Origin of the sequence: Streptomyces sp. NPDC056347, from assembly GCF_042262625.1 — a bacterium.
In the GTDB taxonomy this organism is placed as follows: domain Bacteria; phylum Actinomycetota; class Actinomycetes; order Streptomycetales; family Streptomycetaceae; genus Streptomyces.
The window spans coordinates 1-14,244 of sequence record NZ_JBHJQP010000198.1 but is presented as its reverse complement, the minus strand read 5'-3'; the positions used below and the strand labels follow the sequence as shown (position 1 = coordinate 14,244).

Below are 14,244 nucleotides of genomic sequence, written 5' to 3'. Positions count from 1 at the left end.
CGGGTGCACCGGGGCCCCGGTGTTCCCGGCCGGCCCGCTCATCGCGCCACTGCCAGGCAGTACCCCTCGTCCCCGGCCAGCAGATTGCGGTGGGTGTCCTCGGCGGTGATCACGCCTCCGTCCAGGACCAGCACCCGGTCGGCGGCGTCCAGCAGGGCCGGGCTGCTGGTGACCACCACAGTGGTCCGGCCCCGGCGCAGCTGGGCGATCCGGCGCGCGACGAGCTGTTCGGTGACCGCGTCGACGGCCGTCGTCGGGTTGTGCAGCACCAGGACCTCGGTGTCGGCGGCCAGGGCGCGGGCCAGCGAGAGCCGCTGGCGCTGCCCGCCGGAGAGGTTCGCCCCCCGGTCGCGGACCGGGTGGTCGAGCCCCTCGCGGTGCAGGGCGACGACATCCGTCAGCAGGGACGCCTCGACCGCCTCGGCGACCGTCCGGCTGGTGCCCGACGGGTCGATGTTCGAGCGGAGGGTGCCCGCGAAGATCTCCCCGTCGTACGGATTCACCAGCATGTACGCCCGGACCGCCGCGGCCGACAGCTCCTCCAGCGGCCGGCCGCCGACCCGTACCGTTCCCGGGTACGTGCCGGGCGGGGCGTGCAGCGCGAGGACCGCGGCCAGGTCGGCCGCCTGGCGCTGGTGGTAGGCGGCGACCGCCACGAACTCCCCGGCGGCCACCTCGAAGCCGACCCCGCGCAGCGCCCCGTGGTGGACGCCGTCGAGCACGAGGACCTGCCGGGCAAAGAGGTCGGGGCTCCTGTCCCCCGGGACCGTGACCGGCGGCGCTGCCAGCACCAGCGCCATCCGCTCGGCCGAGGCCCGCGCCGTCATCACGTACTTGGGCATCTCCGAGAACATCTTGAGCGGCTCGATGATGAACTGGGCCAGGCCCACCGCCATCACCAGCTCCCCGAGGGTGATCCGGCCCTCGAACGCCAGCCACCCGGCCGTCAGCGAGACGGCGGCGGCCAGCACCGCGTTCAGGGCCAGCGCCGCGCCCGCGTAGGCGCCGTTCGCCCGGGCCACCGCGACCGCCTGGTGCCGCGCGTCCGCGCTGACCCGCCGGTAGGAGCCGAACGCCGCGTGGTTGCCGCCGAAGCCGTGCAGCGGGCGCAGGCCGGTGATCAGGTCGGCGACCTTCGCACCGGCCCGCGCCACCCGGGCCTGCTGCTCCCGCGTGCGGGCCCCGATCCGCCTGGACAGCACCGCCAGGACCGACAGGATCGCCACGGTCCCCACGATCACCAGCAGCCCCAGCCGGATGTCGGCCAGGCCCAGCGCGACCGCCGCGACCACCACCGCGACCAGCGAACTGACCAGCAGCGGCACCACCTCGACGATGTCGGCGGTCTGGTCGGCGTCCTCCGTCGCGATGGTCAGCACCTCGCCGGACTTCAGCCCGGCGTCCCGGGCCACCGGCTGGAGTCCGCAGGCGGCGACCCGGACCCGCCAGCGGTGTGCCTCGGTGGTGTTGGCCTTCTGCAGGACCCGCATCCCGAAGCGCCACGACAGCGACACCGTCGTGATGATCACGGCCAGCGCCCCGATCGACAGCGCGAGCGCGGCGGGGCCGCGGTCCCGCAGGGTGTGCTCGACGATCAGGCCGAGCGCGATCGGGAAGGCGGTCTCCCCCGCCTGGTACAGGCCCATGAGGACGGTGCCCCGGGCCATGGCGCCGGTGTTGCGGCGCAGCGCGGTGCGCAGGATGTCCGCGCCGGTGCGGGACCCCGCGTCGTTGCTCGTGGGCGGCATGTCAGGAGTTCTCATCGAGGTGGCGGGCAATCGCTTCCGGGGTTCGCAGGGTCAGCAGCTCACGGATGGTCAGGACGGGGCCGTACTCGCGCCGGAGCAGTCCGGTCAGCCTTACCGCCAGCATGGAGTGGCCGCCCAGGGCCACGAAGTCGCTCACCGCGCTCACCTCGTCGTCGTCCAGGTCCAGTGCTTCGGCGAAGAGTTCGCAGACCGTGGTCTCGGTCCCGGGCTCCGGTCCGCGTTCGGCCGCGGTGGTCAGCGCGCCGAGCGGCCGGGCTTCCGGGAGTGCCTTGGTGTCGGCCTTCCCGTTCACGGTCAGCGGGATGGCGTCGACCTGTGCGTAGTGGGTCGGGCGCAGGAAGTCCGGCAGTGCGGCGCCCGCCTCGGCGGCGACCTGCGCCAGTCCGGCGCCGTCGAGCACGAGATAGGCGGCCAGCCGGTACGCGCCGCCGGCCCCCGGGTCGGGCTGGGCGACCACGGCGGCGAACCGCACCGCCGGGTGCGCCGCGAACGCCGCTTCGGCCTCGGCGGGTTCGACCCGGTGGCCGCGGATCTTGACCTGCTGGTCGGTGCGGCCCAGGTAGGCGAGGTTGCCGTCGGGGCGGCGCAGGACCAGGTCCCCGGTGCGGTACATCCGCTCGCCGGGCCGGCCGAACGGGCAGGCCACGAAGTGGTGCGCGGTCTGGGCGCTCTGCCCGAGGTAGCCGCGGGCGATGCCGACGCCCGATACGTACAGCTCGCCGGGCACGCCGTCCGGGAGCGGGCGCAGCCACGGGTCGAGCACGTACACCTCGGTGTTGTCGATGGCCACGCCGACCACCGGGTCCTCGCATTCGAAGGTGCCGACGCCGAGGGTGTTGATGGTGTATTCGGTGGGCCCGTACAGGTTGTAGCCGACGGTCCCCTCGGTGTCGATGAGCCGCTGCCACAGCTTCGGGGTGACCGCCTCGCCGCCGAGCAGCACCAGGGCGGGGCGCCGCGCCGGGTCGTCGAGGAGTCCCTCGGCCACCAGATGCTGAGCGTAGGTCGGGGTCACGTTGACGACGTCGATGCCGTGCGCGCGGCAGTACTCGACGAGCCGGGGGGCGTCGCGGCGCAGCTCCTCGTCGCAGATGTGGACCTCGTGGCCGTCGGCGAGCCAGAGCAGCTCCTCCCACGACATGTCGAACGCGAAGGACACGGTGTGCGCGACCTTGAAGACCCGGTGGCCGTGCTCGGCCAGGACAGGTCCGAAGATCCGCCGCTGATGGTTGATCAGCATGTTGGTGAGCCCGGCGTACTCGGTCACCACTCCCTTGGGCCTCCCGGTCGATCCGGAGGTGTAGATGGTGTACGCGGGGTGGCGCAGCCGGTCCGGGTCCTCGGGCGCGAAGGTGGTGTACGGCTCGGCCTCGGGCAGCGGGCGGTCCAGGACGATCGGTTCGCCGCCGATGCGGTGGGCCACCGCGTCGACGGTGAGGACCGCGTCGGGCCGGGCGTCCGCGACGATGGCCGCGATCCGCTCGTCCGGGTGGTCCAGCTCCAGCGGTACGTAGGCGGCGCCGACGCGCAGCACCGCGAAGAGCGCCACGATCGAGTCGAGCGAGCGCGGGACGGCGAGGCCCACCGTCCGCTCCGGGCCGATGCCCCGGGCGGCGAGTACACCCGCCAGCCGGCGGCTGCGGTCGCGGAGTCCGGCGAAGGTCAGGCTCGCTCCGTCGGCGACGAGTGCGGTGCGGCCCGGGTCGCGGTCGGCCGCCCGGTCGAAGCGGTCGACGACGGTGTCCGTGCCGACCGGGGTCCGCCCGGCGGGTCCGGGGGCCGGGGCGGGCCCGGGGAGCGCGCCCACCGGTCCGGTGGCGCGGGCGAGGTCCGTGAGGACGCGCAGGTAGTCGTCGAGGAGGCGGCGGGCGCCGGCCGGGTCGTCGTCGCGGTGTTCCAGCTTGACGGTGAGCCGGTCGCCGGGGGTGACGACCCAGGTGAACGGGTAGTGCGTGGAGTCGTCGGCCCGCACCGAAGTGATGCCGTGCCGGGCGTTCATCGCGGCGAACGCCTCCTGGTCCAGGAAGTTCTGGAGCACGAACAGGTTGTCGAACAGGGTGTCGTGTCCGGCGGCCCGCTGGATCTCGCCGAGCCCCAGGTGCTCGTGGTCCATCGCCTCGACACGGGCCGATTGGACGGCGGTCAGGTAGTCGCCGACGGTGTCGTGGGGCCGGGCCCGGGTCCACATCGGGACGGTGTTGAGCAGGACGCCGACGATGCCGGAACGGCCCTCGCCCTCGCGGCCGGAGACGGTCACCCCGAACACCGCGTCCGCGCGGCCGGTGCGGGCGCCGAGGAGCAGACCGAGGCCGCCGGTCAGCACCGTGTTCAGGGTGACGCCGTGGGCGGCGGCCGCGTCCCGCAGCAGCCGGGACAGTTCGGCGGACATGGTGTGCGTCAGGGCGCGCGGGAGGGTGTCGGGGAGGGCCGGGGCCACTCCGGCGAGCAGGGTCGGGCCGGGCAGTGCGGCCAGGTGACCGGCCCAGAAGCGGTGCGCCGCCCCAGGGTCCTCGGCGGCCAGCGTGCGGGCGTACTCCTCGAAGCCCGGCACGGCCGGGGCGGCGGCGAGCGGCTCGCCCGCCACGACGGCCTCGTAGGCGGCGAACAGGTCGCGCAGCACGATCTCGCGGGACCAGCCGTCCCAGAGCAGCAGGTGGTAGCTGAGCAGCAGCCCGTCCGCTCCGCCCGGCAGCCGGACCACGGTCAGCCGGATCAGCGGCGGCTCGCCGAGGTCGAAGCCGGTCTCCCGGTCCCGGGTGCGCAGCGCCCCGGCCGCCGCCTCGTCGGTCACCTCGACCGTGCGGACGGCGACCCGGCGCCCGGCGGCGAGGGTCTGTACGGGGCTGCCGTCGTCGTCGGTGGTGAACCCGGCTCCGGCGGCTGGGTGCCGGGCGATCACGTACGCCATCGCCTCGGCGAGCGCGTCGGGATCCAGGCGTCGGCCGAAGGTGAACCAGCTCTGCGCGACGTAGTGTCCGGCCGCCCCCGCCAGTTGGGCCTGGAAGAACAGGCCGCGCTGGAGCGGGGTGACCGGGGCGGTGCGCTCGGCCGTGGCGGCGGTGTCGGCGATGTGCTCCAGGGCCTGGAGCCAGTGCCCGGTGATGGTGTCGGGGACGCCCTCGGCGAGGGTGAACTCGGCGTGCAGGCGGCCCGTCGCTTCGTCGGTCCAGGCGTTGACCTCGACGGCGTACGGGGTGGGTTGCTCGCCGCCGGTGATGCGGGGGACGTGGGACTCGCCGCCCCGGCCCAGGTAGTTGAGGAGCACCTGGGGGCGGGCCGTCAGCAGCGGGGCGGTCTGCGGGTCGAGGTGGCGCAGCCGGCCGTAGGCGAGGTGTCCGCGCTCGTCCGGCTGACGTTCGGCGACCTCGCGGGCCGCAGCGACCGGGTCCGTGTGCGGGGTGAGCCGGACGGGGGCGATGGAGGTGAACCAGCCGACGGTGCGGGTGTAGTCGTGGTGCTCCAGGACCGGGACCCGGCCGTGCCGCTCGAGTTCGACGGCGAGGTCGGTGGGTGTCCCGGCCTGGACGGCCGTCAGGGCGGTGCGCAGGGCGCCGCACAGCAGCTCGGTGAGGCCCGTCCCGAGGGCGGTGGGGGCGGTGCGGGTCAGCAGTTCGCTGGTCTCCGGGGGGAGTAGGACGGTGGCCGTGCGCGGGTGGCGGACCTCGGGGAGCAGGGGCGGTGCGGCCAGGGTCCCGATCCAGTGGCCGAGGCTGCCGGTGTCCGCCGCGGTGTGCGCCGTCAGGGCCTCGGCGTACTCGGCGTAGGAGGTGGTGGGCGGTGCGGGGGTGGTGCCGCCGAGGTGGGCGGCGAGGTCGTCGAGGACGATCAGCCAGGAGACCGCGTCGACGGCGAGGTGGTGGGCGGTGATCACCAGGGTGCGGCTCGGGGCCAGCCAGGAGAACGCGCTCATGTGCCCGGCGCCGGGGTCGAGCCGTCCGGCGGCCTCGTTCGCCGCCGCCGTCGCGTCGGGGGCGTCGGTGGTCACGACGTCGGCCTCGCGGGCGGGTTCGGTGCGCAGGGTCCACACCCCGTGCTCGGTGCCCAGCCTCAGCCGCAGGGCCGGGTGCGCGGCGAGGACGGCGCTCGCGGCCCGCCGGAGGTCGGCGAGGGTGGTCCCTTCGGCGACCGCCAGGGTCCTGGCCTGGGCGAACCGGTCGAGCGAGCCGCCGAGTCCGCGCTGGCGCAGGATGATCGGGGTGGCGGGCAGTGGCCCGTCCTCACGGCGGACCGGGGCGGGGGCCCCGGTGCGCGGGGTCCGGGCGGCGAGGTGCGCGGCCAGCGCGCGGGGGGTCTTCAGCAGGAAGACGTCCCGGGGTGCGATCGGCAGGCCGAGCGCCCTGGCCCGGTTGATCACGGTGATGGCGACGATGCTGTCGCCCCCGGCGGCGAAGAAGTCGGTGTCGGCGTCCACGGCGGCGCCGGGCAACGCGTGGCCGAAGACGCCGACGAGCGCGGCGAGGGCGTCCTCGGCCGGGGAGGCCGGGGCGGGGGCGTCGTCCTTCCGTTCGGCCCGGGCGGTCAGGGCCGCACGGTCCAGCTTGCCGTTGACGGTCAGCGGCAGGGCGTCCACGGCCAGCACCCGGCCCGGCACCATGTACGCGGGCAGCGTGGCCGAGAGCCGGGTGGTGAGGTCGGCGGGCACCCGCCCCACCACATGGGCGACGAGATGGTCGCCGCTCCGGGCCACCGTGACGGCCGCGTCCACGACCCCGTCGAGCTCCCGGAGTGCCGACTCCACCTCGCCGGGCTCGATCCGGAACCCCTTGAGCTGCACCTGGTCGTCGGCCCGGCCGGCGAACTCCAGTTCGCCGTCGAGGGTGCGGCGGGCCAGGTCGCCGGTGTGGTACATGCGGGAGCCGTCGGCGGCGAACGGGTCCGCCACGAACCGGCCCGCGGTGAGCCCCGGCCGCCCGAGGTAGCCGAGCGCCACCTGGTCGCCGGAGACGTAGATGGCGCCCGTCCGGCCCGGCGGGACCGGGCGGAGCCGGTCGTCGAGCAGATGGACGGTGAGCCCGGGGATCGGGCCGCCGATCGGGCTGACGTCGGTGCCGGGCTCGAAGTCCGCCCCGGTCAGCACCCGGTGGGTGACATGGACGGTGGTCTCCGTGATCCCGTACATGTTGACCAGTTCGGGGGCGTCGGCGCCGTACCGCCCGACCCAGCCGCGCAGCCGCGCCGGGTCCAGTGCCTCGCCGCCGAAGACGATCCGGCGCAGTGCGGTGAGCGGTTCGGCGGCGAGCCGGTCCGCCTCGATGAACTGGTAGAACGCGGACGGGGTCTGGTTGAGCACGGTCACCGCGCGGTCGTGGACGAGCCGGCGGAAGTCGGCCGGGGAGCGGGTCAGCGCGTAGTCGGGGACCAGCAGTTCACCGCCGTGGAGCAGCGCCCCCCACAGCTCCCAGACCGCGAAGTCGAAGGAGAAGGAGTGGAACTGGACCCAGACGTCGTCGGGCCCGAAGTCCATGGCGGGGCGGGTGTTGGCGAGGAGGGTGACCACGCTCGCGTGCGGGACGGCGACGCCCTTGGGGCGGCCGGTGGAGCCCGAGGTGTAGATGATGTACGCGGCGTCCCGCGGACGGGGGCGCTCCCCCGGCACGGGGGCGGCGGGGGCGGGTTCCTCGCCCTGGACGAGGACCCGGGCCGCCGTGCCCGTACGGGCCAGGAGGCGGCCGAAGCGGGCCCGCTGTCCGCGGTCCACGAGCACGACCTGCGGGGCGCAGTCGCCGAGGACGTGGGCCAGCCGCTCGTCCGGGTACGCCGGGTCCAGCGGCACGTACGCGCCGCCCGCGGTGACGACCGCGGCCAGGGCGACGACCTGCTCCGGGGAGCGCGGTACGGCGACGGCGACCCGGGCTCCGGGGCCGACCCCCGCCGCCCGCAGCACATCGGCCAGCTCGTCCTTGGCGGCGCCCAGTTCGCCGTAGGTCAGGGACCTGGTCGCGCCGTCGAGGGTGCAGTGGGTGACGGCGACGGCCGAGGGGTCGCGGCGCACCGCGGCGTCGAGGAGCGCGTCCAGCGTCCTCGGGGCGGGGCGCGCCGGGAGCGGGGCGGGGGCGACGGTCTCGCGGACCGGGGCGCCGGGGCGGGCGAGCAGGGTGGTGAGGGCGCGGGTGAAGGTGCGCAGGATCGCCTCGGCGCTCGCGGGGCGCAGCAGGGCGCCGTCGTGGATGAGGCGGAAGAGGGGGCGGCCGTCAAAGGTGCGTTCCACCACCAGGGTCAGCGGGTAGTGGGGGGCGCCTTCGTTGGTGATGCGGGTGATGGCGAGGGTGTGGCCGGGGCCGCGCAGGGTGTCCGGGTCGGTGGCCACGTCGAAGACGACGAGCGTGTCGAAGAGCGGGCCGGTCCCGGCGCGGCGGGCGATCCTTGCCAGGGAGACGTGCTGGTGGGCGAGGACCGCGCTCTGGTGGTCCTTGACACTGGTGAGGAGTTCGGCCGCCGTGGTGTTCGCGTCCCAGTGGGCGCGTACCGGGACGGTGTTGATGAACAGGCCCACCATGTCCTGGATTCCGGGCAGTTCGGCGTCGCGCCCGGAGACCGTGGAGCCGAACACGACGTCCGTGGAGTGCAGGAGGCCACCCAGGGTGAGGGCCCAGGCGCTGTGCACGGCGACGCTGAGGGGGACACCGGCGGTGCGGGCGGCCGCGAGGATGTCGCCCTCGGCCGTGGCGGTGGTGTCGGCGAACCGCTCGGAGGGGGTGTGCCCCTCGGCGACCAGGGAGGGGCCGGGCAGTCCGGCGAGTTCGCCGTGCCACACCGCCTCGCTCTCCTCGTGGTCGTGGGCGGCGAGCCGGCGCACGTGGTCGCGGTGGTCGCCGAGCGGGTGCACGGTGCCCGGGGCGTGGTATTCGGCGAGCAGGGCGCGGAGCATCGGCGGGACGGACCAGCCGTCGGCGACGATGTGGTGCACGGTCTGGACCAGGATGTCGCGGCCGGCGCCCGCACGGATCAGGGTGTAGCGCATGAGCGGGCCGGTGGCCAGGTCGAAGCCGGCGCGGCGGTCCCGCTCGGCGTGGGCGCGGATCTCCTCGTCGGTGAGTCCGGGACGGTCCAGGACGGTGAAGGGGGCCGCTGTCCCGGCGTCCAGTACGCAGACGACGCGGCCGTCCGCGAGGGCGGTGAACCGGGCGGCGAGGCCGGGGTAGAGGGCGAGCAGCCGGGTGGCCGCGGCCGCGAGCCGTGCGGGGTCCGCCTCGCCTTCGAGGGTGAGGAGTTGCTGTTCGACGTAGGCGCCGGTGGTCTCGCCGTCGAAGACGGAGTGGAAGTACAGGCCCTCCTGGAGCGGGGTCAGCGGGAGGATGTCGCGCAGGGCCGGTCCGTCGAGTGCGTCGACGTCGGCCTGGGTGAGGCGGACCAGGGGGAAGTCGCTGGGCGAGTGGCCGCCCCCCTCCAGTGCGGCGAGCCCGGTGAGCGCGGCCCGGAAGTATTCGCCGAGGGTGGTGATGTCCTGTTCGGTGAAGCGGCCCTCGGCCCAGGAAACGGTGATGGCCAGCCGGTAGGCGCCGTTCTCGTCGGGTTCGGCGATGGCGTTGAACTCCAGGGCGCGCGGCAGCCGCATCCTCGGGTCGCGCCTCTCGCCCAACTGTCCGGTGCTGCTGGTGAGTTGCCAGTCGCCGGGGGAGCCCGCGTCGAAGCGGCCGAGGTAGTTGAAGAGCACCTGTGGGGCCGGGGTGGCGGGCGGGGTGGCGGTCAGGTGGCGCAGGGCGCCGTAGGAGAGGCCGTTGCGGGGCACCGCGGCGAGGGCGTCCTTGACCGCCTTGAGTGCGGCGGCCAGATAGCCGGGGGCGGTGGGGTCGTTTGCCGGTCCGGGGTCGACGGTGACCGGGAAGAGGGTGGTGAACCAGCCGACCGTACGGGAGAGTTCGGGTTCGAACCCGGCGGCCCCGGCCACATGGCGGGCCTCGCGGCCGTGTCCCTCCAGCTCGATGCGGGCGAAGGTCTGGTCCTGGCCCAGGTCGCGGCGGTGGCGGGCGAGGGCGACGGCGAGCGCGGTCAGCAGGACGTCGTTGACGCCGGCGTGGAACGCGGCGGGGACGGGCCCGAGGAGCGCGGCGGTCTCGTCGGGGCCGAGGGTAAGGGTGCGGACGCGTTCGCGGGCCACGGTGTCACCGGCCTCGGGGGCGCGCCGGCCGAGGGGGGCGTCGGGGGCGGGCGGCGGGGTGTCGTAGTACGCGCGGTCCGCCTCGAAGTCGGCCCGGTCCAGCAGCTGGATCCAGCGACGGAACGACGTTCCCACGGGCGGCAGTTCGACGGGGTCGCCCGCGGCGTACTGCCGCCAGGCGGTGGCCAGGTCGTCCATGAGGATGCGCCAGGACACCCCGTCGATCACCACGTGGTGGGCGACCAGCACCAGTTGGCGTTCGGCGCGGCGCCACACGGCGCGCAGCATGGTCCCGCCGTCCGGGTCGAGGCCCTCGGCGGCGAGCGCCGCGCAGTCGCCGGGCGGCAGGCCGCTCTCCTGCCACATCGGGGCGGCGGTCCGGCCGGGTCCGGGGACGTCGAAGCTCCAGCGCTCGCCGCGGACCAGCCGGGCCCGCAGCATGGGGTGCCGTTCCAGTACGGCGGCGAGGATCGCGTCGAGCGCCTGCCCGGTCAGCTCCGCCGGGGTGTTGAGGACGACGGACTGGACGAAGCCGTCGATCGCGTCGGTGGTCTCGCCGAGCCACTGCAGGACGGGCGGGCCGACGACGGGGCCGGTGGGGATGTCGCCGTGGTCGGCGGCGGCGGTCTCCTCGCGGCTCGCCACCGCGGCGAGCGCCCCGAGGCGGCTGTGGGTGAAGATCTGCCGCGCGGTGACGTGGAGGCCGTCCTCACGCAGGGCGCCCAGCAGCGAGATGGCCAGGATGCTGTCGCCGCCGAGCCGGAAGAAGTCCTGGTCGGTGCCGGTCCGTTCCAGTCGGAGCACCTTCGCGGCGGCGGCGCACACCAGCCGCTCCTCCTCGGTGACGGGCTCCGCCGCGCCATCGGTGGCGATCACGGGTTCGGGCAGGGCGCCCCGGTCGATCTTGCCGTTGGCGGTGAGCGGGAACTCCGTCAGGACGACGAGGTGGGCGGGGACCATGTACTCGACCATGTGCCGGGCGGCCCACTCCCTGACAACCTCGGCCCGCAGTCCTTCGTGGCCGGCGGCCGGGAGCACGTACCCGATCAGGTAGGTGCCGCCCGCCGTGTTCTTCCTCGCGACGACGCAGCTGTGCCGTACGCCGGGGTGTTCGGCGAGCGAGGCCTCGACGTCCTCGGTCTCCAGCCGCATGCCGCGGATCTTGATCTGGTTGTCGGCGCGGCCGAGGAAGTCCAGTGTGCCGTCCGGGGCGTAGCGGGCCAGGTCGCCGGTGCGGTAGAGGCGGGAGCCGTCGTCGGCGAAGGGGTTGGCGACGAAGCGGGAGGCGGTCAGGCCGGGGGCGTTGACGTATCCGCGGCCCAGCAGGAGTCCGCCCGCGTACAGTTCGCCGCCGACGCCGGCCGGGACCGGGCGCAGTTCGTCGTCCAGGACGTACAGCTGGGTGTTGGGGTTGGCGCGGCCGATGGAGGTCGTGAGGCGTTCGGCCTCGTCGCGGTAGACGACGTGGGAGATGCCGATGGTCGTCTCGGCCGGTCCGTAGCCGTGGTACAGGGGGATGCCGAGGCGGGCGCGGAAGCGCTCGTACAGCTCGGGGGTGAGCACCTCGCCGCCGCACCACACATGGCGCAGGCTGTCCAGGCGGCCGGAGTCGCCCGCGATCTCCAGCAGTACGTCCAGCATGGAGGAGACCAGGTAGGTGAAGGTGACGCGGTGTTCGGCGATCACGCCGAGCAGGTGGTGCGGGTCGCGTTCGCCGCCGGGGCGCAGGATCACCAGCCTGCCGCCGGAGACCAGCGGCAGGAAGATCTCGTTGATGGAGATGTCGAAGGAGAGCGGCGCCTTGAACAGCGAGGCGTCGTCGTGGCCGAAGTGGAGGATCTCCTCGACCTGCCACACCAGGCGTTCGCTGATCGCCTCGTGACGGATCATGGCGCCCTTGGGCCGTCCGGTCGAACCGGAGGTGAAGATGACGTACGCCAGTGCGGCGCCGGGGACGGTCACGTCCGGTGCCTCGGCCGGCTGGTCGGCGAAGCCCCAGTCGTCGAGGTCGACGGCGACCGCGTCCGGCTCGCCGTCGGCGTGCTCGCCGCTTTCGTTGAGCTGGAGCACGGCCCGGGCGTCCTCGACGACGACGGCGCGGCGGGCGGCGGGCCAGAGCGGGTCGAGCGGTACGAAGGCGCCTTCGGCCTGGAGCACGGCGAGGATCGCGACGACCATCTCGGCCGAGCGGCCGAGCGAGATGCCGACGACCTGCTCGGCGGAGAGTCCCCTGCGGATCAGGTGGTGGGCCAGCTGGGCGGAGTACGCGGCGACTTGGCGGTACGTCAGAGTGCGGCTTCCGTCGACGACCGCCACGGCGTCCGGCCGGGCGCGGGCCTGCTCGCGGAACATCTCCATGAGGGCCGGGCGGGGCCGGTCGGCCCGGTTGTCGTTCCACCGGGCGAGGGCTTCGAGCCGGGACGCGGCGTCGGACGGGGCGATGGTCTTGAGGGGACGGTCGGGGAAGTCGGCCAGGTCGTCGAGGGCGAGCTGCGCGTCGGCGAGCGGGACACCCTCGGGGGCGGCGACGGCGAGGCCGTCCGCCCCGGCGGGCCGGCCGCCGCCCCCGGTGCCGTTCTTGTCGACCTGTCGGAGGAGGTCGGGGAAGAGGGTGTCCGGGGTGAGGCCCATGCCGTCGGGGCCGAGTCCGGTCGCCCAGTACGCCAGCCCGGCGGCACAGGCCGCGGCGACGGTCCGGTCGCCGTAGTCGCCGGTGCGGCGGCGCAGACCGGCCAGGCGGGCGGGAGAGAGCAGTACGCGCGGGGCGCTCGGTTCCGTCATCGAAGACTCAGCATCCTTCCGGGGTATGAAAGTTAGCCTAACCTAACTTAGGTTTACCTAACTACCCTCTCGCCAGGCGCGCCACAGCCGCGCGTACCGGCCCTCGAGAGCCACCAGTTCCGTGTGCGTGCCCTCCTCCACGACCCGGCCCGCGTCCAGTACGGCGATCCGGTCCGCCGCCATGGCCTGGGTCAGCCGGTGGGCCACGAAGAGCGTGGTCCGGCCCGCGCACGCGGCGAGCACCGCCCGTTCCAGCTCGGCCGCGCCCTCACTGCCCGCCTCGGCGGTCGACTCGTCGAGCACCACCACGGGCGAGCGGCCCAGCACCAGCCGGGCCAGGGCGATCTGGGCGACCTTGGTGACGTCCAGCCGCTCACCGCCCTCGCCGACCGCGGTGCGCGGCCCCTCCGGCAGCAGCTCCACCCAGCCCCCGGCACCCACCGTGCGCAGCGCGGCCAGCAGTTCGGCGTCGCTCGCCCCGGGCGCGGCCAGCCGCAGGTCCTCGTCGAGCGGCCCGGAGAACACATGGGTCTCCTGCGTCAGGATGGTCACCAGGGACCGCGCGCCCGCCTCGTCCAGCGTGGCGAGATCGTGCGGACCGACGCGGACCGCCCCGGACTGCGGGGTCCCGATCCCGGCGATCAGCGCGGCCAGGGTCGATTTCCCGGCCCCGGTCGCCCCGACCAGGGCGAGCGAGCCGCCGGCCGGGATGGACAGATCGACGTCCCGCAGGACGGGCTCCTCGGCGCCGGGGTAGCGGAACGTCAGCCCCCGTACCTCCACCGGATACGGACCGTCGTCCGCCCGCGCGGCGGTCGCGTCACCCACCAGCCGTTCCTCGGCGGGCTCCCCCACCACTCCGACCAGGCGGGTCAGGCTCGCGCCCGACTTCTGCGCCTCGTCGAAGGTGAACATGATGGCGCCGAGCGGGGTGAACAGCCGGTGGAACATCAGCGGGGCGGCGGACACCTCGCCCAGGCTGGCGGCGTCGGCCTCCAGCAGGACGTACCCCACCACGACGATCAGCGTCAGGCCGATGAACTCGGCACGGTTCTCCCGGCCGACGAACCGGCCGAAGAACCGGAACACCTCGACACCCAGCTCGCGCACCCGCCACGACTCCCGGGTGACCCTCTCCCGGAAGTCGTCCTCCAGGCGGTAGGCCCGAACGGTGTCGATCCCGTTCAGTCCGCTGATGAGGGCCTGCGCCCGGTCGGCCTGGGCCACCCGCTGGCGCCGGTAGAGCGGTGCGGAGCGGGGCAGGTACCAGCGCAGGGCCAGCCCGTACGCGGGCAGCGCCCCGGCGCCGGCCAGGCCCAGGCGCCAGTCCAGGCCGAACATGCCGGCCGTGGCGATGACCACCAGCACCCCCGCCGAGAACACCGTGGGGACGGCGGATCTGATGCCCTTGGAGATCACCGCCACGTCGTCACCCACCCGGGAGAGCACATCGCCCCGGCCGACCTGTTCGACGCGGGTGCTCGGCATGCCCAGCACGGCGCGGACGGCACCTTCCCGCAGCCGGGCGAGGAGATCGGCACCCAGCCGCCCGATCAGGTACGTGGACGCGGCGGTGGCCGCCGCGCCGAGCAGCGC

General features: G+C 74.6%; 3 protein-coding genes. All 3 read right to left on the bottom strand.

Annotated elements, in window-relative coordinates; all coding sequences use genetic code 11:
- Positions 1-38: 38 nt before the first annotated feature.
- Positions 39-1,763, bottom strand: coding sequence for an ABC transporter transmembrane domain-containing protein (locus ACFCV8_RS31385; protein WP_376688884.1), 1,725 nt, complete (start codon positions 1,761-1,763; stop codon positions 39-41).
- Positions 1,750-12,648, bottom strand: a complete 10,899-nt coding sequence (locus ACFCV8_RS31380; protein ID WP_376688883.1) for an amino acid adenylation domain-containing protein — start codon at positions 12,646-12,648, stop codon at positions 1,750-1,752. Before ACFCV8_RS31380 ends, ACFCV8_RS31385 begins: the two co-directional genes overlap by 14 nt.
- Before the next feature lie 57 nt (positions 12,649-12,705).
- Positions 12,706-14,244, bottom strand: a 1,539-nt coding sequence (locus ACFCV8_RS31375; protein WP_376688882.1) for an ABC transporter ATP-binding protein, incomplete at its 5' end; no start/stop codon positions are given.

What these genes read in the sequence shown, in the direction of transcription:
- ACFCV8_RS31380 (WP_376688883.1), bottom strand. Translation starts at nt 12,648, where the DNA reads ATGACGGAACCGAGCGCCCCGCGCGTACTGCTCTCTCCCGCCCGCCTG.
- ACFCV8_RS31385 (WP_376688884.1), bottom strand. Translation starts at nt 1,763, where the DNA reads ATGAGAACTCCTGACATGCCGCCCACGAGCAACGACGCGGGGTCCCGC.